Annotated in this window: 24 protein-coding genes and 1 riboswitch; all 24 genes read left to right on the plus strand. The window is 30.2% G+C overall.

Annotation, left to right across the window (positions count from 1 at the left end; all coding sequences use genetic code 11):
• A partial coding sequence (gene eutA, locus ACRDBA_RS05900; RefSeq protein ID WP_438572000.1) for an ethanolamine ammonia-lyase reactivating factor EutA occupies positions 1–1407 on the plus strand: 1407 nt, incomplete at its 5' end.
• A 16-nt stretch (positions 1408–1423) separates the two neighbouring features.
• A complete protein-coding gene (locus tag ACRDBA_RS05905; RefSeq protein WP_438572001.1) occupies positions 1424–2788 on the plus strand; it encodes an ethanolamine ammonia-lyase subunit EutB in 1365 nt (454 codons plus the stop codon).
• 13 nt (positions 2789–2801) lie between these two features.
• Positions 2802–3689, plus strand: a complete 888-nt coding sequence (eutC, locus tag ACRDBA_RS05910) for an ethanolamine ammonia-lyase subunit EutC (protein ID WP_438572002.1) — start codon at positions 2802–2804, stop codon at positions 3687–3689.
• A gap of 12 nt (positions 3690–3701) precedes the next feature.
• Entirely contained in the window at positions 3702–4355 is a 654-nt protein-coding gene (gene eutL / locus ACRDBA_RS05915; protein WP_438572003.1) for an ethanolamine utilization microcompartment protein EutL, read from the plus strand.
• A gap of 14 nt (positions 4356–4369) precedes the next feature.
• Complete coding sequence (locus ACRDBA_RS05920) at positions 4370–5005, plus strand: BMC domain-containing protein (RefSeq protein ID WP_438572004.1); 636 nt, start codon at positions 4370–4372, stop codon at positions 5003–5005.
• Positions 5005–6492 (plus strand): acetaldehyde dehydrogenase (acetylating), encoded by a 1488-nt coding sequence (locus ACRDBA_RS05925; RefSeq protein ID WP_438572005.1) that lies wholly within the window; start codon positions 5005–5007, stop codon positions 6490–6492. The genes ACRDBA_RS05920 and ACRDBA_RS05925 overlap by 1 nt, the downstream gene beginning before the upstream one ends.
• A 69-nt stretch (positions 6493–6561) precedes the next feature.
• Positions 6562–6846, plus strand: a complete 285-nt coding sequence (eutM, locus tag ACRDBA_RS05930) for an ethanolamine utilization microcompartment protein EutM (RefSeq protein WP_438572006.1) — start codon at positions 6562–6564, stop codon at positions 6844–6846.
• A gap of 69 nt (positions 6847–6915) precedes the next feature.
• Positions 6916–7674, plus strand: a complete 759-nt coding sequence (locus ACRDBA_RS05935) for a cobalamin adenosyltransferase (protein WP_438572007.1) — start codon at positions 6916–6918, stop codon at positions 7672–7674.
• A gap of 12 nt (positions 7675–7686) precedes the next feature.
• Positions 7687–8313 carry an ethanolamine utilization phosphate acetyltransferase EutD gene (eutD, locus tag ACRDBA_RS05940; RefSeq protein ID WP_438572008.1) on the plus strand — a complete coding sequence of 209 codons (627 nt, stop codon included), beginning with the start codon at positions 7687–7689 and terminating at the stop codon, positions 8311–8313.
• Positions 8314–8331: 18 nt separating this feature from the next.
• The gene (locus ACRDBA_RS05945; protein ID WP_438572009.1) at positions 8332–8997 is read left to right on the plus strand and encodes a TIGR02536 family ethanolamine utilization protein; all 666 of its coding nucleotides are present in this window, start codon (positions 8332–8334) and stop codon (positions 8995–8997) included.
• Positions 8998–9010: 13 nt separating this feature from the next.
• Entirely contained in the window at positions 9011–9283 is a 273-nt protein-coding gene (locus tag ACRDBA_RS05950; RefSeq protein WP_438572010.1) for a EutN/CcmL family microcompartment protein, read from the plus strand.
• Positions 9276–9821, plus strand: a complete 546-nt coding sequence (locus tag ACRDBA_RS05955) for a BMC domain-containing protein (RefSeq protein WP_438572011.1) — start codon at positions 9276–9278, stop codon at positions 9819–9821. Before ACRDBA_RS05950 ends, ACRDBA_RS05955 begins: the two co-directional genes overlap by 8 nt.
• A gap of 18 nt (positions 9822–9839) precedes the next feature.
• Positions 9840–10931 (plus strand): ethanolamine utilization protein EutH, encoded by a 1092-nt coding sequence (eutH, locus tag ACRDBA_RS05960; RefSeq protein WP_438572012.1) that lies wholly within the window; start codon positions 9840–9842, stop codon positions 10929–10931.
• A 1-nt stretch (position 10932) separates the two neighbouring features.
• Complete coding sequence (locus ACRDBA_RS05965) at positions 10933–11409, plus strand: cupin domain-containing protein (protein WP_438572013.1); 477 nt, start codon at positions 10933–10935, stop codon at positions 11407–11409.
• A 51-nt stretch (positions 11410–11460) separates the two neighbouring features.
• Positions 11461–11623, plus strand: a riboswitch (cobalamin riboswitch).
• A 271-nt stretch (positions 11624–11894) separates the two neighbouring features.
• The gene (locus ACRDBA_RS05970; protein ID WP_438572014.1) at positions 11895–12293 is read left to right on the plus strand and encodes a DUF4430 domain-containing protein; all 399 of its coding nucleotides are present in this window, start codon (positions 11895–11897) and stop codon (positions 12291–12293) included.
• Position 12294: 1 nt separating this feature from the next.
• Positions 12295–12813: a hypothetical protein gene (locus tag ACRDBA_RS05975; RefSeq protein WP_438572015.1), complete on the plus strand. Its 519-nt coding sequence runs from the start codon at positions 12295–12297 to the stop codon at positions 12811–12813.
• Between the two features lie 202 nt (positions 12814–13015).
• A complete protein-coding gene (locus ACRDBA_RS05980; RefSeq protein ID WP_438572016.1) occupies positions 13016–13732 on the plus strand; it encodes a response regulator transcription factor in 717 nt (238 codons plus the stop codon).
• Complete coding sequence (locus tag ACRDBA_RS05985) at positions 13722–15293, plus strand: ATP-binding protein (RefSeq protein ID WP_438572017.1); 1572 nt, start codon at positions 13722–13724, stop codon at positions 15291–15293. The genes ACRDBA_RS05980 and ACRDBA_RS05985 overlap by 11 nt, the downstream gene beginning before the upstream one ends.
• A gap of 62 nt (positions 15294–15355) precedes the next feature.
• On the plus strand, positions 15356–16297 hold the full coding sequence (locus ACRDBA_RS05990; RefSeq protein WP_438572018.1) for a GH25 family lysozyme: 942 nt from the start codon (positions 15356–15358) through the stop codon (positions 16295–16297).
• Between the two features lie 177 nt (positions 16298–16474).
• Entirely contained in the window at positions 16475–17860 is a 1386-nt protein-coding gene (locus ACRDBA_RS05995; RefSeq protein ID WP_438572019.1) for a VanW family protein, read from the plus strand.
• 156 nt (positions 17861–18016) lie between these two features.
• Positions 18017–18856 carry a Cof-type HAD-IIB family hydrolase gene (locus ACRDBA_RS06000; RefSeq protein WP_438572020.1) on the plus strand — a complete coding sequence of 280 codons (840 nt, stop codon included), beginning with the start codon at positions 18017–18019 and terminating at the stop codon, positions 18854–18856.
• A 48-nt stretch (positions 18857–18904) separates the two neighbouring features.
• Complete coding sequence (gene splB, locus ACRDBA_RS06005) at positions 18905–19912, plus strand: spore photoproduct lyase (protein ID WP_438572021.1); 1008 nt, start codon at positions 18905–18907, stop codon at positions 19910–19912.
• Between the two features lie 128 nt (positions 19913–20040).
• On the plus strand, positions 20041–20502 hold the full coding sequence (locus ACRDBA_RS06010) for a tRNA (cytidine(34)-2'-O)-methyltransferase (RefSeq protein ID WP_438572022.1): 462 nt from the start codon (positions 20041–20043) through the stop codon (positions 20500–20502).
• A 20-nt stretch (positions 20503–20522) separates the two neighbouring features.
• Positions 20523–21359 (plus strand): DegV family protein, encoded by an 837-nt coding sequence (locus ACRDBA_RS06015; RefSeq protein WP_438572023.1) that lies wholly within the window; start codon positions 20523–20525, stop codon positions 21357–21359.
• The last annotated feature ends 33 nt before the right edge of the window (positions 21360–21392 follow it).

Genomic DNA, 21392 nt, shown 5'->3' on the forward strand with positions numbered 1-21392 from the left:
ATTGATATTGGAACAAGTACCACCCAATTAGTATTTTCAAAGCTAATAGTAGAAAATACTGCTTCAAACTTTACTATACCAAGAATATCTATTGTAGATAAAGAAATTATTTATCGCAGTGAAATATATTTTACACCATTAATGTCATTAACAGAAATTGATGCTCAAGGAGTAAAAGATATTGTTGAAAAAGAATACATAAAAGCAGGCATAAAGAAGGAAAATATAAAAACTGGAGCAGTAATTATTACAGGTGAAACAGCTCGTAAGGAAAATGCAAATGATGTACTACATAGTTTAAGTGGATTTGCAGGAGACTTTGTTGTTGCTACAGCTGGTCCAGATTTAGAAAGTATTATATCTGCAAAAGGTGCTGGCGCACATACTTATTCTAAAGAGCACTCAACAAGTGTTGTAAACATAGATATTGGAGGTGGTACTTCGAACTTAGCTTTATTTACTAGAGGTGATCTTAAAGAAACAGGTTGCTTAGATATAGGTGGGCGGTTAATAAAATTAGATCCACAAAGCAAGGAAATTATTTATATAGCACCTAAAATTAAAAAAGTTATTGATGAAAAGGGGCTAAATATATCTTTAGGAGATAAGGCAACTGTAAATAGTCTTAAGCCAATAGTAAGGGAAATGGTAACCTTGCTAGAAGAAAGTGTAGGCGTAAAGCCAAAAAGTAATTTATTTAATATTATAGTAACTAATAAATCCATAGAACTAAATGAAGAAATAAAGTGTATCTCTTTCTCAGGAGGGGTAGCTGATTATATATACTATGACGGTATTATTGATGATTATTTTAAATATGGTGATATAGGAATTTTATTAGGCCAAGAAATAAAAAGTTCAAATTTATGTACGTCTTTAAAACTTATAAAATCTGTAGAAACCATAAGGGCTACAGTTGTAGGAGCAGGTTCACATACCACTGAAATAAGTGGAAGTACTATTACATATACACAAGAAAACTTTCCTATAAAAAATCTTCCAGTTCTTAAGCTATCTTATGAAGATGAAAGTAATGGAGCGGAAGTATTAGCTAATGCAGTAAGAAGTAAAATTGACTGGTTTAAGTTAGAAAGTGACTTGCAAAGAGTTGCAATAGCTATAAATGGAAATAAAAATCCTTCATTTTTAGAAGTTCAAGAAGTCGCGAAAGGACTTGTAAAAGGAATGGAGGAGTTAATAAATAAAGAATTACCTTTAATAGTAATAGTAGAAAATGATATGGCTAAGGTATTAGGTCAGGCAATATATGCCTTAATGGAATACAAAAAAGATATTGTTTGTATTGATGGCATTAAGGTTGAAAATGGAGATTACATAGATATAGGAAAACCATTAGCCACAGGAAAAGTATTACCAGTAGTGATAAAGACATTAGTATTTAACTAATGGAAGGAGGATTATTGTGATATTAAAAACAAAACTATTTGGAAAAGTATATCAATTTAAATCTGTTAAAGATGTAATGGCAAAAGCTAATGAAGAGAAATCAGGAGATAGACTTGCAGGAGTGGCTGCTACATCAGCAGAAGAAAGAGTTGCAGCAAAGGTGGTATTATCAAACTTTATATTATCTGATTTAAGAAATAATCCAGCTGTTCCTTATGAAATAGATGAAGTAACAAGAATAATTCAAGATGGGGTTAATGAAAAGATATATGAAGAAATAAAAAACTGGACTGTATCAGAGTTGAGAGAATGGATATTATCTGATAGCACTACAGGGGTGGATTTAAGAAGGATATCTAGGGGATTAACATCAGAAATGGTTGCAGCGGTAGCTAAGATTATGTCTAATATGGATTTAATTTATGGAGCTAGAAAGATAAAGGTTACAGCTCATTGTAACACTACAATAGGAGAAGCTGGAACTTTATCAGCAAGACTTCAACCAAACCATCCAACTGATGACCCAGATGGAATAACAGCATCATTAATGGAAGGTTTAACGTATGGAATAGGAGATGCTGTGCTTGGATTAAACCCAGTTGATGACTCAGTAGAAAGTGTTACGAAGGTATTAAAAAGATTTGAAGAGTTTAAGCAAAAATGGGAAATTCCAACTCAAAACTGTGTTTTAGCTCATGTTACAACACAAATGGAAGCAATAAGAAAAGGGGCTCCAACAGACCTTATATTCCAATCAATTGCAGGTTCTGAAAAGGGAAATGAAGCATTTGGATTTAATGGAGCTACTATTGAGGAAGCTAGACAATTAGCATTATCTCAAGGAACTGCTACAGGACCAAATGTTATGTACTTTGAAACAGGGCAAGGTTCAGAACTTTCTTCAGAAGCACACTATGACACTGACCAGGTAACTATGGAAGCAAGATGTTATGGATTTGCAAAGAAGTATGAACCATTCTTAGTAAATACAGTTGTTGGTTTTATAGGACCAGAATATTTATATAACTCTAAACAAGTAATTAGAGCAGGATTAGAAGACCACTTCATGGGTAAACTTTCAGGATTACCAATGGGCTGTGATGCATGTTACACAAATCATATGAAGGCTGACCAAAATGATATAGAAGATTTATCAGTATTATTAACTACTGCTGGATGCACATACTTTATGGGTATTCCACATGGAGACGATATAATGCTTAATTATCAAACAACAGGATACCATGAAACAGCATCTTTAAGAGAAATGTTTGGATTAAAACCAATAAAGGAATTCGAACAATGGATGGAAAAGATGGGATTCATGGAAAATGGAAAATTAACTAAATTAGCAGGCGACGCCTCAATATTTTTAGGATAGGGGGGAATGAGTTATGAATGAACAAGAATTAAAATCAATGGTCGAAAAATTATTAGTGGAAATGGTTAGTAAAGGAACTGTAGATACAAAGCAAGATAAAGTTCTTAGCCCTATAAGTGGAACATTAGTAGATGAAGATGGATGTATAGATGATGTTACACAAATAGATCTTAAGAAACAATTATTAGTAGAAAATCCTAAGGATGTAGAAGGATACCTAAAAATGAAGGAAAGAACTCCTGCTAGATTAGGTATAGGAAGAACAGGAGCAAGATATAGAACTATTACGGCTTTAAGAGTAAGAGCAGACCATGCAGCTGCACAGGATTCAGTATTCTCATATGTATCAGAAGATTTTATAAAGGCAAACAATCTTATTGCTGTAAATACATTATGTAAAGATAAGGATGAGTATATAACACGTCCAGACTTAGGAAGAAAATTTGATGAACAAACTTTAAAATTAATAAAAGAAAAATTTGGAGGAAATCCAAAGGTAATATTAGCTGTAGGAGATGGATTAAGTTCAGCAGCTATAGAAGCTAATTTAAGAGATATTGTACCATCAATAAAACAGGGATTAAAAATGTTTGGTGTTGAAATTGGAGATATCTTATTTATAAAACATTGTAGAGTTGCATCAATGGATGCTATAGGAGATGCTACAGGTGCAGAGGTTGTATGCTTATTAGTAGGTGAAAGACCAGGGCTTGTAACAGCAGAATCTATGAGTGCGTATATAGCATATAAACCAACAGCAAATATGCCTGAAGCTAGGAGAACAGTTATATCTAATATTCATAGAGGTGGAACACCTCCGGTTGAAGCAGGTGCACATATAGCAGAATTAATTAAGACAATGTTAGATAAGAAAGCATCAGGAATAGATTTAAAATCATAGGAGGAGTTAGTTGTGATTAATGAAGCAATTCGCCCAACGGTGTTGAGTGTAAAAATAATTTCAAATGTAAGTCCAGAATTGGCTAAAGTACTAGAACTTGGTCCAGAGCATAAAAGTTTAGGATTAATTACAGCAGATATCGATGATGTTACATATACAGCTTTAGATGAAGCAACGAAGGCTTCAGAAGTAGAAGTTGTTTATGCAAAATCAATGTATGCAGGATCAGCAAATGCTTCAACAAAGTTAGCTGGTGAGGTAATCGGAATAATTGGAGGACCTAGTCCTGCTGAAGTTAGAAGTGGATTAAATGCAGCACTTGATTTCATGGAAAATGGAGCTCATTTTACTAGTGCTAATGAAGATAATTCAATTGCTTACTATGCATACTGTGTTTCAAGAACAGGTACATATTTATCAAAGGTAGCAGGAGTAGCAGAAGGTGAAGCTATTGCTTATCTTGTAGCACCTCCATTAGAAGCAATGTATGGATTAGATGCAGCATTAAAGGCAGCAGATGTACAATTAAAACAATTCTTTGGACCACCAACTGAAACAAATTTTGGTGGAGCACTACTTTCAGGTTCTCAATCAGCATGTAAGGCTGCATGCGATGCATTTGCAGAAGCTGTTAAATCAGTTGCTAACGAACCAAGAAGCTATTAATAAGGCAATATTAGATGAATGCTTTAGGATTAATAGAAGTAAATGGTTATCTTGCAGCAATAGAAGCTGCTGATGCTGCATTAAAGGCTGCAAATGTTAAATTGATTGGGTTAGAAATAGTAAATGCAGGAATAACAAATGTTCAAATAACAGGAGATGTTGGAGCTGTAAAGGCTTCAGTAGATGCTGGTAAAATGGCGGCAGAAAAATTAGGTCTTTTAAGGGCAGCTCATGTCATTCCAAGGCTTAATAATGAAGTTGCAAAGTTATTCCCTACAATGAATAAAGAAAACCCTCCTTCAGTAGTTGGAGAAGAAGAAAGTGAGCAAGATTTATTAATTTATAGTTCTAATAATTTAAATACAGATGTTGAAAAAGATGAAGTTATAGAAATACAAGAAAATATTTCTAATGAAGAAATTAAAAAAGAAGAAAATACGGGCATAACGAAAGAGGAAGAAGATGAAAAAGTAGAAAGGTCATTAAGTGAAAAAACAAGTGAATATTATAATTTATTAAAGGTAGATGAATTAAGAAGCCTTGTAAGAAAATTGAATATTGCAACAATGACCAATAAACAAATAAAGTTTGCACGTAAGGATGAATTAATAAACATATTATTACAGTATAAAGAAGAGGGTGAAAAATAGTGCAACTTAATGATAAGGATTTAGTTTCTATTCAAGAGGTTAGAAACTTAATAAAAAAAGCAAAGGAAGCTCAAGAGAAACTTGCTGAAATGACTCAAGAGCAAATAGATAAAATAGTAAAAGCAATATCAGATGCTGGATTTGACAATGCAGAAAAGCTTGCAAAAATGGCAAGTGAAGAAACTGGATTTGGAAAATGGCAAGATAAAATATTAAAAAATACTTTTGCTGCAAGAAGCGTTTATGAAAGTTTAAAGGATATTAAAACTGTTGGGATAATATCTGAAAATGCTGAGTTACAAACAATGGATATTGGAGTTCCTATGGGAGTTGTTGCAGGTATAGTTCCTTCAACTAATCCAACATCTACAGTAATATATAAAGCTATGATTTCCTTAAAGGGAGCAAATTCAATAGTATTTTCACCACATCCAGGAGCTAAAAACTGTATATTAGAAACAGTAAAAGTAATATCTGAGGCAGCACATAGAGCAGGATGTCCAGAAGGGGCAATTGGTTGTATATCAGTGCCGACACTTCAAGCTACAGAAGCTTTAATGAAGAATAATGATACTGCTATAATTCTTGCTACTGGAGGAGCAGCTATGGTTAAAGCTGCATATTCATCAGGAAACCCAGCACTTGGTGTTGGAGCAGGAAATGGTCCAGGATTTATAGATAAGAGTGCAAATATTAGCTTAGCTGTAAAGAGAATAATAGATTCAAAGACTTTTGATAATGGAACAATTTGTGCATCAGAGCAATCTGTAGTTATAGAAAAGTCAATTGAAAACCAAGTTGTAGAAGAATTTAAGAAACAAGGTGGATATTTCTTAAATGAAGAAGAAAGTAAGCAATTATCTAAATTTATAATGAGAGCAAATGGCTCTATGAATCCTCAAATTGTAGGAAAGAGCGTTGAACATATTGCTAAATTAGCTAACTTAAATAATATTCCATCAAGTGCTAAAGTACTTATTGCTAGAGAAACTGAAGTTGGGCACAATGTACCATATTCAAGAGAAAAACTAGCGCCTATACTTGCTTTTTATGTTGAAGATAGCCTTGATGCTGCATGTGAAAAGTGTAGAAAAATATTATTAAATGAGGGAGCAGGACATAGTTTTATGATTCATGCTGCAGATAAAGAAGTTGTTAAGAAGTTTGCATTAAGAATGCCTGTATCTAGAATACCAGTAAATAGTCCAGGAGCATTAGGAGGAATAGGAGCAACAGTTAATCTAGCTCCAGCATTAACATTAGGCTGTGGTGCTATTGGTGGTAGTGCAACTTCAGAAAATGTAGGCCCATTAAACTTAATTAATATTAAAAAAGTGGCTTATGGAATAAGAGAATTAGAAGAACTTAGAGGAACAGGAACATGTAATTCATGTGGATCAGATTCAATATTTACTAGCACAGGTTCCGGAAATGAAGCTGTATTAATTGATTATTTAGTAAAGAGAATAATAGATGAATTGAAATAGAATTTATTTTGGAATTATCTTTTTATTACTAATTATTGAGTAAAAACAAAAAATAAGGAGGAATTTAAAATGGTAACAGCAAATGCATTAGGAATGATTGAAACAAAAGGATTAGTTGGAGCTATTGAAGCTGCAGATGCAATGGTTAAGGCAGCTAATGTTCAACTAGTAGGTAAAGAACAAGTTGGTGGAGGATTAGTTACTGTAATGGTAAGAGGCGACGTTGGTGCAGTTAAAGCAGCAACAGATGCTGGAGCAGCTGCTGCTGAAAGAGTTGGAGAACTTATTTCAGTACACGTTATTCCAAGACCACATTTTGAAGTAGATGCAATTCTACCAAAGGGTGCACAATAGGAAGGTTAGATAAAAAAGATGTACTGTAAATAGCAGTACATCTTGCATATCTAAAAGGGATGTGAATGGATGTCGTTAATAACTGAAAATGAAATTAGAAAGAAGTTAAAGGACAAGGAATTAACAGATATTAAAGAATTTGAAATCTTAAAAGGATGCATAATTACGCCATCTGCTAAGTCGTATTTAACAGAGCATAATATTTCATTAAAGTATGTTAATTCCTTAAGTGATAGTATGGAAAATAAAAATATTAATAATGAAGCTAATAATAGTAACTTTAAGTATGAAACTGTATTTGGAGTTAACTTAAATGAAAAGCCTGAATATATGACGCATTTATACGGTAATTTATTAGTTTTTAAAGATCATAAAAGGATAGTTTTAAGAGGGCGTTTAGATTCTTTAGAAGCTAAAATTTTAGAAGTACAAATACTAGCTCATAAATTAAACATACATAAACTAGTTGATGCATTACAAGAAGTTTTAGATTTCGTTGGAAATTTAGTAAGATGTGAAGTTTTAGAAGAACCTGTGAAAGAATTCTTCTTGCAAGGAATGAATGCAGCAGAGCTTAGAGAAAAATCACATCATCCACAGAAATATTTTGGAATTGGTCATGAAATGCCAACTTATAAAATGGGTGAAGTAGTAGTTGCATTAAATAGTATTAGAACACAAATAAGAGAAACAGAACTTTTAGCATATAAAGCATTTAAAGATGAATATGGATCTGTAAGTAGAAATGATATTATTAAGGCTTTGAATAGATTATCATCCTTATTATGGATAATGATATTTAAGTTTAGAACTGGGGAATATAACTAAAAGGAGGATATCATGAGCATAGCAGTATTAGATAGTATTGTTGAAGAAGTAGTAAAAAGAATAAAAAAAGAATTATATATTGAAGTAGAGGCATCAGGTAGACATATTCATTTATGCCAAGAACATATTGATATTCTTTTTGGAAAAGGTCATGTTTTAACTAAAATCAAAGATTTATCTCAACCAGGACAATATGCTTGTAAAGAGCGTGTAAATATAACAGGGCCAAAAGGAACAATATCAAATGTTGTAGTATTAGGACCTCCAAGAAAAGAAACACAAGTGGAAGTATCATTAACAGATGGATTAATTTTAGGTATAAAAGCACCAGTGAAAGAAAGTGGTTTTATAGATAATACACCAGGTATAAGTATTAGCAATGGAAATGAATCTATTGTATTAGAAAAGGGAGTAATAGTAGCTAAGAGACATATACATATAACTCCAGAAGATGCAGAAAAGTTCAATGTTAGAGATAAAGAAATAGTTAAGGTTGAAGTTATGGGAGCTAGACCACTTATATTTGATGATGTAGTAATGAGAGTAAGTCCTAATTTTAAAACATATATGCATATAGACTATGATGAAGCTAATGCTTGTGGATATGGTAAAGGTACTATGTGTAAAATACTAAAATAAATCTTAGGAGGTAATGGCATGAACTTTGATAATATTGTAGATTTGATTGTTGAAGAAGTTTATAAGAAAATAAAAGAATCTCCTAAGAATAGTGGGAAGAATAAATTAGCTGTTGTTATTGGAGAAAATAAAGATAATAACTCTTTTAACATAGTTGATAATACGTATTCTATAGTTCAATATAATGAAAATATAAAAGATTGTGATGTAGTAATAGTTCCATTTCTTTGTATAAAAGGAATGGCTAATTTAGCTAATTTAACTACAACAACAAAAAGTGAATATTTCATTATTAAAATGTTGATGAGTGGTAAAAAAGTATATGTATTAGAAGATGGATTACATTATAGAAAATATAAAAATACAGCTCCAAAAGCATTATATAATAAATATTTAGAATTTGAAGATAAGCTAATTAACTTTGGAGTGGAAATAATACAATCATCAAATATAGAAAATAAATTATTAAATAGTAGTTCTTTAGAAAGATTACCTTTGGTTAATAATGTTGGTGAAAGTGAAAAAAGCGGTGAAATTAGAAATAAAAAATTAATTTCAGAAGCTGACTTAAGAAAAATATATATGAGTGGATCACGAGTAATTTTTGTAGATAAAAAAAGCATAATTACGCCTTTAGCTAATGATTTTATAAGAATAAACAATATAAATATTATTAAAAATTAATGGAGGGTATTAAATGGTTATTGGAAAAGTAGTGGGAAGGTTGTGGTCTACTAGAAAAGATGAAAAGCTAAATGGGCAAAAATTCCTTGTAGTTAGGCTTATAAAGGAAAATAATCAAGAATTAGAAGGTTTTTTTGTTGCAGCTGACATAGTTGGAGCTGGGACTGGTGATCTAGTATTAATAACCCAAGGAGGCTCTGCGAGGCAGTCCATAGGAAATCGGGAAGTACCTATTGATTCTGCTATTGTAGGAATTATAGATTCAATAGAGGTGCAAGATGAATAGAAGTATAGGGGCTATAGAATTCAAAAGCATTGGAAATGGAATAAAAGTAACAGATACAGTATTAAAAAAAGCTAGCGTAGAGTTAATATACTTCAAGAGTATTTGTCCAGGAAGACTTCTAACAATAGTTTGTGGAAATGAAGGAGAAGTTAAAGAAGCAATAGAAGCTGGATTAGAAGAAGGTGAGGGAACTATAATAGATAGCTTTGTTTTAAATGCTGTTCATATACAAATAATAGATGCTTTAAAAAATAAATGTAAAAAATATGAAAGTAATGCAATTGGTATAGTTGAAACATCAAGTGTATGTAGTGGAATTAGAGCTTTAGATAAAGTTTTAAAAGAAGCTAGTGTAGATGTTATAAGATTAAAATTAGCTTTTGGGGTAGGCGGTAAATTAATTTTTATTATTTCTGGTGACGTAAGTGATATAGAAAATGGATTTATTATATTAAATAACTCTATAAATACAAAAAAGATTATTAATATATCTGTAATACCTTCACCGGACTTGCAACTTATATCAATGTTAACTTGATAGAAAGGAGTTATAATTATGGGAATAAATGAAATTATTATATATATTATGGTAATTTTTATGGCGTTAGGAGCTATAGATAAAATTATTGGCAATAAGTTTGGCTTAGGAGAAAAATTTGAAGAAGGTATTATGGCAATGGGGTCCTTAGCACTTGCTATGGTTGGAGTTATTAGTTTAGCACCTGTATTAGCTGTAATATTGAAACCGGTAGTAGTACCACTATTCAATATGTTAGGTGCAGACCCAGCTATGTTTGCAGGTTCTTTACTTGCAAATGATATGGGTGGAGCACCATTAGCAGCAGAATTAGCACTTACAGCAGATGCTGGTTTATTTGGTGGATTAATTGTAGGTGCAATGATGGGACCAACAATAGTATTTACTATTCCTGTTGCCTTAGGAATAATTCAACCTAAAGATCAAAAGTTCTTAGCAACTGGAATATTAGCAGGTGTTATCACAATACCTTTAGGATGTTTAGCAGGAGGATTAGTAGCAGGTTTTCCATTTATGATGGTTATTAAAAACTTAGTACCTATAATACTTTTTGCTATATTAATATCCCTTGGGTTAGCATTTTTTGAAAAAGCCATGATAACTGGATTTACTTGGTTTGGAAAAGGAGTAGTAGTAGTTATTACTATTGGATTAGCAGCAGCAATTATTGAAGCATTAACAGGAATTGTTGTAATACCTGGAATGAATCCAATACATGACGGAATTGCTATAGTTGGAGACATTGCAATAGTTTTAGCGGGAGCATTCCCATTAGTTTTAGTAATTACTAAAGTATTTAAGAAACCTTTAATGGCATTAGGAAAAGTACTTGGAATGAATGATGTTGCAGCAGCAGGAATGGTTGCAAGCTTAGCTAATAGTATTCCAATGTTTGGAATGATGAAGGATATGGATGATAAAGGTAAAATACTAAATGTTGCATTTGCAGTTTCAGCAGCCTTTGTATTTGGTGATCACTTGGGATTTACCGCAGGATTTAATTCAACTATGATTTTCCCTATGATAGTAGGAAAATTAGTTGGTGGAATAACAGCTGTTATAGTTGCTATGTTTATTGCTAAAAAAACATTAGGAAAGGAAAAAGCATAATATGGATAAGAAAGACTTAGATAAATCTGTTTTAGAAAAACTAGTAAGACAAATTATTGAAGAAAAATTAGGTGGAACAACTTCAGTTTCAGCAGAAGATTTTAAAAAGCATAGAGATATAAGTGGAATAACGTCTGTTCAAGTGCCAACAGTAAAGGTAGATCAATCTAATAGATTAGATACTGGTGTAGTTACTGATGAAGTTTATACTAAAGATTTATTTTCATTAGAGGAAAGTCCAAGACTTGGATGTGGTATAATGGAAATGAGAGAAACTACTTTTGATTGGACACTTAATTATGATGAAATAGATTATGTAATTGAAGGACATTTAGATATTGTAGTAGATGGGAGAAAAGTATCAGCAGACCCAGGGGAATTAATATTAATTCCAAAAGGAAGTAAGATAAAGTTCTCAGTACCTAATCATGCTAGATTTATATATGTAACTTATCCAGCAGATTGGGCATCACAATAAAATTTTATAATACACTTCTATTTTAAAAAAATTGTATAAAATAATACATAATTAAATATTAATAATATAAGGCTAGGGAAGTTGAGTGAAAATCTCACACGGTACTCGCCGCTGTAATAAATTAGTGTTTTACGTATACCACTGAGTTAATTGGGAAGGTGTAAAATATGATTAAGTTTTAAGTCAGAAGACCTACTTATATTATAATATCTTATCTACGAGGATATGGGGAAGATGTTATATAATCATTAAGTTAATTTATATAGGTTATTATTAAGTAAGTAATAATCTAAAAGATTAAATTTATGCATATAGCTATTCTGATTTTCTCAGAGTAGTTTTTTTATTTTACAAAGTATTTAAATTAAATATTAAAAGCAATTGATTAGGATACAAATGATTTATTAATGAGGTTTAAGTAAAGAGAAAGTAGGTGAGAAATAAATTTAATTTTTGATAAATAATATTATCGGGGGGAATTAAAAATGAAAAATAAAAAAACAATAATTGTTTCAATAATAGTTTTATTAGTATGTGTAGTTGGAATATTTTCATACAATAGTCTTTTAAAAGAAAAAGCTGTAGAGGGAAGTAAGAAAATAAGTGTTACTGTTAATAATGAAGCGACTAATTATTCAAAGGAACATGTTTTTACAACTGATACAGGAAATTTAGGAGATGCATTAGATGAACAAGGATTAATATTGTATGATAAATCTCAAGGAGCTAGATTTATTCATACAGTAGATAATATTAAGGCAGATAGTGAAAAACAGCAGTGGTGGAATATTACTGTTGATGGAGAAAATGCTCAAGTTGGTGTAGATGATATTATAATAAAAGACGGAGATAAATTTGAATTAATACTTAAAAATGGGTGGTAATATGAAATTAAATTCGAAGGAAATAGTACTCTTTTCAATACTAGGGTCTATTTTATTTATAAGTCAAATTTCATTAAGTTTTCTTCCTAATATAGAGATAGTAAGTCTTTTAGTAATACTATATACATTGATTTATGGGAAAAAGAGTGTATTTAGTATAGGAATATTTATTTTGGAGGAAGGAATATTTTATGGATTTGGAACTTGGTGGATGGGATATGTATTGATATGGCCATCACTAGTTTTATTAACTTTAATATTTAAAAGATGGATAAATAGAAAGTTTTTAGCATTATCTATTTTCTCAGCAGCATTTGGGGTTTTATTTGGAATACTATATGCTCTGCCATATGCCATTATGGGAGATTTTGGTTTTGCATTTACTTATTGGTTAAGGGGAATTCCTTTTGATTTAGTTCATATGCTAGGAAATTATTTTGTTATGATAATATTAGGTGAAACTATTTATAATATTATAGTTAAAATGAATAAGTCTTATTTTGGATTAAGTAAAACATAATAAGAAGGCACTGTGATAATCTGTTTTTATTGGATATCATAGTGCTTTTTTATATAAAATAAAGTCAATAATAGAAATATATAATCTATTAAGGAATTTTTAAGATTTAAAGAGAGATAAAATTAAGATTTTATGTTTAGAATAAGGTAAGTAGTTTGAGAAATATGTTAAAATTAGTTTGTAAAAGTTAGGAGGGTTAATAATGAGTAGAGAAAGAATTTTAGTTGTAGATGATGAAAAAGAAATTAGGGATTTAGTAGAGATATATTTAAAAAGTGAAGGTTTTGAAACATTAAAAGCTGAAAACGGAGAAGAAGCATTATTACTTCTTAAAACAAATGAGGTAGATTTAATAGTTTTAGATATAATGATGCCAAAGATGAATGGAATTGAGGCATGTTTAAAGATAAGGGAAGAAAGAGAAATGCCTATAATAATGTTATCAGCTAAGTCTGAAGATATGGATAAGATATTAGGTCTTAATACAGGGGCTGATGATTATTTAACTAAGCCATTCAATCCATTAGAGCTTGTAGCACGAGTAAAATCACAATTGAGAAGATATAAAAGATTTAATCAAGTTGCTAATGTTGAAAAGAAAGAGGAAACTTTTAATAGTAACATATTAGAAATAGATGAAATAACAATAAATCTAGATACTCACGAAGTTTATAAAGATGGAAATGAAATAAAGCTTACTCCAACGGAATTCGATATATTAGTGTTATTAGGACAAAATAGGGGAAAGGTATTTAGTATAGAAAATATATATAGCAGCGTTTGGAAACAGGAATTTATGCAATCTGATAATACTGTAATGGTTCATATTAGAAAGGTTAGAGAAAAGGTTGAAGATGATCCTAGAAAGCCAAAGTATATTAAAACAGTGTGGGGAGTAGGATATAAAATTGATAGGTAAGAAAAAAGAAAAAGTTAGTTTTATAAAGAGAATAGATAACTTTTTAATAAGAATATTAAATAAGATAAGTAATTCAAGGCTAGGATTAAAAATTAAAGAATTATTAGATTGGATATTTAAAAAGATAGAAAAGAGCATAAGATTTGAGCTTATGGTTGTATTTGGAATTTGTTTTCTTATAGCATTTATGTTTTACGGTTTTGCTAATAATTTATTAGCAAGAAATGAAACAAGAACTATATTACAGTATGATTACGGTAGCATGCAATCAGATGTGGAAAGAATAGTTGAAAATTTAAATAGTATTAACGAATATGAGGAGATGCAGCCAACAGGAGAAGCACGTGTTGAAAATAGTGGTGACAATAAGGATGAAATTAATAAAATAATTAAGGAAACAATAAGTGCTAAATCCAAGGTTTACATTACCGATTTAGATGGAAATATTAATTATAGTGTTAATGGGGATATAAAAGAAAAGCTAGATATTTATGCTGTTATAGACAAAAGTAATTCGCCAGTTGAAGATGGTGGTGAAAAAATACTTATTTATCCAGTTAAAATAGGTGAAAATAGATCATATTTAGTTTATTCTAAGATTCCTACACCCTATATAGATTATGAATACTATGAAATAAGCAATTCATTTTTAGCATTAGTTTTATCAGTACTTGTGTTTATTTCTGCATTTATAATTATTACAAATAGAAAAATGAAGTATATTGATGAGATAGCTAAGGGTGTAGAAGTAATCTCAAGAGGAGATCTTTCTTACAGAATAGAAGAAAAAGGAAAAGATGAAATTAAAAACTTAGCAGAAAATATAAATACTATGGCTGAAGAAATAGAGCTTAGAATATATAATGAAAGAAAGTCAGAAAAAACAAAGAGTGAACTAATAACCAATGTTTCTCATGATTTAAGAACGCCTTTAACATCTGTTATGGGATATATAGGCCTTGTTAAAGATGGAAAATATGAAGACGATAAAATGATGAGGGAATATTTGGAGATTGCTTTTAATAAATCAAATCAGCTTAAGGAGTTAATTGAAGATTTGTTTGAATATACAAAGCTTAATAATAATGGGATAACTTTAAATAAATCAAAGGTTAATGTTATAGAGTTTTTATCACAATTAATTGAAGAATACATTCCTGTATTTGAAGAAAACAACTTAGAGGTTGTGCAAAAAATAGTTGATGAAAAATGTATGGTTGAAATGGATGCAGGTAAGGTTGTTAGAGTATTTGAAAACTTATTTTCTAACGCAATAAAGTATTCCTTAAAGCCAGGTCAAGTAATAATTTCTGCTTATGAAAATAATGGGTATGCTAATATTGTTATAAGAAACAGAGGAGAGCATATTCCAAAGGAAAAAATAGAAAGATTATTTGATAGATTCTACAGAGTAGATGAAGCTAGAAATTCTGGCAATAAGGGAAGTGGATTAGGATTAGCAATATCTAAGAACATAGTAGAGCTACATGGTGGACTTATATGGGCAGAATGTGTAGGTAATGATATAAGTTTCTTTATTAAATTAAAAACCATTAAATAGAAGTAACCTTTATACAAAAAAATAATACTTTAATAAAGAGTATTATTTTTTTTGGAGGCAAAATGCAAGATAAAAATCCTAAAAGTTTATTTGGAATAGACATAAATGAATATACTCAAGGTGTTGATTTTCCTACATTAGCAAAAACAGTAGATTTTCTATATTTAAGGTCTTCAGGATCAGGCTCTGGGAAGTTTAGAGTTGATAAAAAATTTCTAGAGTTTGCCAAGGCTTCAAGGCAATATGGAATACCTGTTGGAGCATATCACTTTGCAGTACCATCTTATGACTTAAATACAGCAGATGCACAAGCTGATGACTTTGCAAGAATATTGCAAGAAGGCTTTGGGGAAAAAAATTATGGAGATTTATTTCCAGTAGTGGATGTTGAAACTCCAGTAGATAATAAAATTAGTACAAAGGCTTTAATAGATTGGATTGAAAGGTTTAGAAAGAGATTTGAAAAGAAAACTAGAAGAAGGTTAATGCTATATACAGGATTATTTTTTGTTGAGCTATATAATGATTTTAAGTTGCCGGATGGAAGTCAACCTTTAAAAAATATGCCTTTATGGATAGCTATGTATACAAATGTTCCTGTTAATCCACCATATCCACCAAATGTAGGCGGATGGAAGAAATGGAGAATATGGCAATATAGTGAGGGTGCAAAGGTAAATGGTACTGGAAATCCAGTTGATGCAAACTGGGGTCCAAATAGTATAGATTTATTAGTACAACCTCGTGCAGTAACTGGATTAAAGGCTGTTAAGGTAGGAAATAAAATCGATATTACATGGAGTAAAAACACAGATGTAGATTTATTAGGATATAATTTATTTGCAAATGGATATTACTTAGGAACAGTAGAGAAAGATGCAACGTCATTTACTGTTAAAACTACTAATTTACCATTTGTTCCTAAAGGTCCAATTACTATTTCAATAGAAGCTTTTGATCATGATGGAGAAACTTCTCAAAAGAGAACAAAGGTTACAGTATAAATTAAAAAATTCAGCGAAAGCTGGATTTTTTAATTTATAATATAAGACCAAAAAGTCACAAAAAATTACAATTTTATTTATACAATAATCTTAAATTTATGGGTACAATATAATATAATAGTACTATAATAATGTTAATGCGAAATTACAAAAAGTACAAAATAGGAGGGAAATGAAATGGGAAATGATAAATCTACAAATTCAACAAATAAAAGAGCAATTATAATAATATCAGCAATTATAGCAGTGATTTTAGTTTCTATTATTGGATATAATATAACAATAAGCAACAAGGTTAAAAGTTGGGAAAGTAAAGTTTATCCAGGTGTAAGTGTATATGGAATTGATATTGGGGAACTTACAAAAGAAGAAGCAACAGAAAAATTAAATAAAGAATTGCCTAGTGTAATTATGGACAAGAAGTTGGATGTTTTAGTAGAAGATAAAAAACTTGAGTTAAAATACTCAGATATAACACCAAGCTACGATTATAATGCTATTTCAGAAGAAGCAGTAGCTTATGGTAAGAACGAAAAAACTTCAGCTAAAAATAAGATGATAAATAAAGCACAAGAGCATGAAATAAGTGCAAAATTAGTTTATGATGAAGGAAAATTAAAGGAATTTGAAGATAGAGTAAAAAGTGAAGTAAATGTTGAGCCACAAGATGCACAAATATCAATTAGTAGTGGAAATATATCTATTACACCTGATGTAGTTGGGAAAAAAATAAATGAAGAAGAACTTCACAATAAGTTAGTTGAAAATATTAATGGAGATCCAACAGATATTATTGAATTAAAATTTGATTTAGTAGAATCATTAGCAAGAATAAAAGAAAGTGATTTAAAGAAAATAACAGGAAGAATGAGTAGTTATAGCAGTTCATATGTAGATAATGGAGATGGAAGAACTACTAATATGAGAATAGCGTCAGATATAATAAATGGTACTTTATTAATGCCAGGAGATGAATTTAGCTACAATGGATTAATAGGTGACACCACTCCTGATAAAGGGTATAAAATAGCTAATACATATGTTGGAGGAGAAATTGTTCCAGATTATGGCGGAGGAATTTGCCAAGTATCTACTACATTATATAGAGCTGTTATGAGATCAAATTTAAGATCAACAGAAAGAATGAATCATTCTATGATAGTATCTTATTCAGAACCTGGGTTAGATGCTACTGTTGCAAATGGAGTTATAGACTATAAGTTTGTAAATACCTATGACTTCCCTGTATATATAGAAGGATATGTTGGTGGAGGAGCTGTAACATTTAATATTTATGGTGATCCAGCAGGTTTAGGTGGTAAAACTTATGAGTTAGTTAATGAAGTATTAGAAACATACCCACCTGAAAAAGAATATGTAGATGATGCTAACTTGCTTGAAGGACAAGAAGAGATAAAATCAAGCGGTATGACAGGATATAAAGCAAAAGCTTATCAAGTTACTTATGAAAATGGTGTTGAAGTGAATAGAGAGCATATATCAACGGATAATTATTTAACATTAAATACAATTGTAAAAAGAGGAACTAAGAAGCCGCAATAGAAGTTTAAAAAAGTAACTATAATAGTATAAAGAATAAGGTATGGAATATTTGTGTTTTGTTAAAATACTATTCTATACCTTTATTTTATTGTATCACTAGAAGGTAAATGATATCATATAATATATAACAGAAGATATGGTTACAAAGGAGTTTTTATGAAGTATAAAATGGTTTGCATTGATATGGATGGGACTTTGTTAGGAAAAAGAAGACAAATATCTAACAAAAGTAAAGAAGTAATAAAAAATGCTCATGATAAAGGCGTTGAGATAGTAGTTACAACTGGGAGAATATATAATAACGCGGCTTATTTTTCACACATTTTAGGAGTTGAATCACCTGTAATAGCTGCTAATGGAGCAATAGTAAGAGAAAAACATACTGATAGAGTTATATATGAAAGTCCAATACCAAAGGATGATTGTATAAGACTTATAGAAATACTTTATAAAAACAAAATGCAGTTTCATTTCTATACTAATGATATGATTTATTCAAGTAATAAGTTTGTTGAGTTTGGGACTAAAATATATATGACTAAACAAATAGGATATGAAAGTTTAAAAATAAAATACGATATAATAAGAGATATAGAAGAATGGAAAATACTATTTGAAGAAAATCATAGAAAGATAACTAAATGCATTGTCTTTTCTGTTAGCCCACAAAAGCTAGCTAGGTTTAAAGATAAAATAAATGAAATAAAATCAATAGTCTGTTTTGGGTCAGGAAGCCATAGTTTAGAAATTAACTATAAGGATGCATCTAAGGGTGAAGCAGTACGACAGTTAGCAAAACATTATGGATTTAATAGAGATGAGATAATTTGCATAGGAGATAATGAAAATGATGTTTCGATGATAGAATATGCAGGGTTAGGAATAGCAATGGAAAATGCAATAGAAGATGTAAAGAAAGTTGCAGATTATATTACTGATAATAATAAAAATGATGGGGTAGCAAAGGCTATAGAAAAGTTTATTTTAGCACAGTAAAATGTATTTAATGGATGAATATAAGCATACTAATATTGAGGTGAGTTTATGTTTATACCAGAAAGAGTAGTGTTTGATGAGAAGGCACTAAAATTTTCATTAGGTAATGATATTTTAGTGAGATTTAAAAAGCATAATATAGCGGTTGAAGTAAATAAAACTGGTAGAGTAACAGGAAGTGCATTAGATGATGATGTAAAGAAGTACTTTGATGGAAAAAGAACCTTAGTTGTAGGAGTAAAAGGAAATGCTAAATTTCAAACATGTAAACCTTCAGCGCACTATCAACTTCCACTTGTAAGTGGATGTAAGGGAATGTGTGAGTATTGTTATTTAAATACTCAATTAGGGAAAAGACCGTATGTAAAGATTTATGTAGATATAGATAATATATTAAATAAAGCTCTTGAGTATGCAAATGAAAGGTTACCTGAAAATACAATATTTGAAGGATCGGCTACATCAGATCCACTACCTGTTGAACACTATACTAATGCATTAAAAAGAAGCATAGAAGTATTTGGAGAAAATGAAAATACTAGATTTAGATTTGTTACGAAGTTTTCAGATGTAGATAACCTATTAAATTTAAATCATAATGGACATACAACTATAAGGTTTAGCATAAATACTGATACTGTAATAAGAAAATATGAGCACGGAACAGATTCAATAAATGAAAGGCTAAAGGCAGCAAAAAAAGTTAAAGAAGCTGGATATAAGCTTGGATTTATAATAGCACCAATTTTTATTTATGATAATTGGAAAGAAGAATATAAAGATTTACTAGATAAAATATATGAATTATTTAAAGATGATGATATTGAGTTTGAAGTAATATCTCATAGATTTACAGAAAGAGCAAAGAATAATATTTTAACTATTTATCCCAACAGTAATCTTCCTATGAATGAGGAGGAGAGGAAATTTAAATATGGCCAATTTGGATATGGAAAGTATTTATATAGAGATGATGAATTAAAAGATATGAAGATCTTTTTTAAGGATAAAATTACTAAAGATTTTGGAGAAAAGTCTATAAAATATATAATATAAGAACAAGAAGTTAATTGTCACTAAAAACTTTGACTATTATATTAGGATATAGTATGATTTTATATACATAGTTTAATTGAGTAAGATGATAGTCATCTTACTTTTTTGTTAATTGGAGGATGATTTTTGTGAATTTAAATATAGTTTTATATCAACCTGAAATACCACAGAACACAGGAAATATAGCAAGAACTTGTGTATTAACGGATTCGACTTTGCATTTAATAAAGCCAATGAGCTTTACTATAGACGATAAACAAATAAAAAGAGCTGGAATGGATTATTGGAAAGATCTTAAACTAGAAATACATGAAAGCTATGAAGATTTTATGAGTAAGTATGGAGATAGAAGAATATTTTTAGCTACTACTCATGGTGGTGTTCATTATGATGAGGCAGAATTTAAACAAGGTGATTTTATAATGTTTGGAAAAGAATCAGCAGGTGTACCAGCTGATGTACATAATGCTCATAATGGAATAAGAATTCCTATGATAAAAAGCAGTACTAGAAGCTTAAATGTTTCAAATACTGCAGCAATTATTGCTTACGAAGCACTAAGACAAATAGGTTTTCCAGGTATGAAATAGAAACATCAGGGGGTAGAGTTATGGAAAAAATTAAAATAATAACAGATAGTTGTTTAGATATTCCACAAGAGATGATAGATAAAAATAATATAGAAATATTACCTGTTTTAATTAACTTTGGTGAAGAAAGTTTTGTAGATAGGGAAGAAATAAATTTAACACAAATGCAAGAAAGAATAGATAGAGAAAATGTACTACCTACAACAGCTCAAATTACACCTATAAGATTTGAAGAATGCTTTAAAAGAAACTTAGAAGAAGGAAATAAAGTAGTAGCTATTATAATGTCTTCAAATATGAGTGGAACGTATCAGTCTGCATGTTTAGCAAAAAACATGATTGAATCAGATGACATAGTAATTATTGATGCTCAAACTATTACTGTTGGGCAAGGCTTATTAGTCTTAAAAGCTTGTAAATTAAGAGATCAAGGTCTTTCAATTAATGAAATTGAAAAAGAAATCTTAGATACAGTTCCAAAGGTAAAGGAATCATTAGCTTTTGAATCATTAAATAACCTTGTAAGAGGTGGCAGAATATCTAAAACTGCAGGCGTAATAGGAACAGCTTTAGGTTTAAGAATAATATTAGAAGTTAAAGATGGAATAATGTCTGTTAAAGATAAAGTAAGAGGAAATAAAAAAGCTATAAAGAAAATAATTGCAGATTTTGAAGCTGCAGATGTTGATAGAACTGAACCAGTTGCATTGATAGAGTATAGAAGTCCAGAAATATATTCTGCATTAAAGGAATACTTAATAGAAAACAATATAGAACATTTCGATACGACAGTTGGATGTGCTGTAGGAATACATTCTGGTCCAGGGGCATCAGGTTTATTCTTTATAACTAAATAAATCTATTTAAATAAGTTATACATTTTATGTATA

The organism is Clostridium sp. (assembly GCF_051654825.1).
Classification (GTDB): domain Bacteria; phylum Bacillota; class Clostridia; order Clostridiales; family Clostridiaceae; genus Clostridium.

Excerpts from the sequence above, each read along its gene's own strand:
- ACRDBA_RS05995 (WP_438572019.1), top strand. The coding sequence starts at position 16,475 with ATGGGAAATGATAAATCTACAAATTCAACAAATAAAAGAGCAATTATA.
- splB (WP_438572021.1), top strand. The coding sequence starts at position 18,905 with ATGTTTATACCAGAAAGAGTAGTGTTTGATGAGAAGGCACTAAAATTT.
- ACRDBA_RS06015 (WP_438572023.1), top strand. The coding sequence starts at position 20,523 with ATGGAAAAAATTAAAATAATAACAGATAGTTGTTTAGATATTCCACAA.
- ACRDBA_RS05965 (WP_438572013.1), top strand. The coding sequence starts at position 10,933 with ATGGATAAGAAAGACTTAGATAAATCTGTTTTAGAAAAACTAGTAAGA.
- ACRDBA_RS05980 (WP_438572016.1), top strand. The coding sequence starts at position 13,016 with ATGAGTAGAGAAAGAATTTTAGTTGTAGATGATGAAAAAGAAATTAGG.
- ACRDBA_RS05920 (WP_438572004.1), top strand. The coding sequence starts at position 4,370 with ATGAATGCTTTAGGATTAATAGAAGTAAATGGTTATCTTGCAGCAATA.
- ACRDBA_RS05990 (WP_438572018.1), top strand. The coding sequence starts at position 15,356 with ATGCAAGATAAAAATCCTAAAAGTTTATTTGGAATAGACATAAATGAA.
- ACRDBA_RS05975 (WP_438572015.1), top strand. The coding sequence starts at position 12,295 with ATGAAATTAAATTCGAAGGAAATAGTACTCTTTTCAATACTAGGGTCT.
- ACRDBA_RS05945 (WP_438572009.1), top strand. The coding sequence starts at position 8,332 with ATGAACTTTGATAATATTGTAGATTTGATTGTTGAAGAAGTTTATAAG.
- ACRDBA_RS05955 (WP_438572011.1), top strand. The coding sequence starts at position 9,276 with ATGAATAGAAGTATAGGGGCTATAGAATTCAAAAGCATTGGAAATGGA.
- eutD (WP_438572008.1), top strand. The coding sequence starts at position 7,687 with ATGAGCATAGCAGTATTAGATAGTATTGTTGAAGAAGTAGTAAAAAGA.
- ACRDBA_RS05935 (WP_438572007.1), top strand. The coding sequence starts at position 6,916 with ATGTCGTTAATAACTGAAAATGAAATTAGAAAGAAGTTAAAGGACAAG.
- ACRDBA_RS05970 (WP_438572014.1), top strand. The coding sequence starts at position 11,895 with ATGAAAAATAAAAAAACAATAATTGTTTCAATAATAGTTTTATTAGTA.
- eutH (WP_438572012.1), top strand. The coding sequence starts at position 9,840 with ATGGGAATAAATGAAATTATTATATATATTATGGTAATTTTTATGGCG.
- eutC (WP_438572002.1), top strand. The coding sequence starts at position 2,802 with ATGAATGAACAAGAATTAAAATCAATGGTCGAAAAATTATTAGTGGAA.
- ACRDBA_RS06000 (WP_438572020.1), top strand. The coding sequence starts at position 18,017 with ATGAAGTATAAAATGGTTTGCATTGATATGGATGGGACTTTGTTAGGA.
- ACRDBA_RS05950 (WP_438572010.1), top strand. The coding sequence starts at position 9,011 with ATGGTTATTGGAAAAGTAGTGGGAAGGTTGTGGTCTACTAGAAAAGAT.
- eutM (WP_438572006.1), top strand. The coding sequence starts at position 6,562 with ATGGTAACAGCAAATGCATTAGGAATGATTGAAACAAAAGGATTAGTT.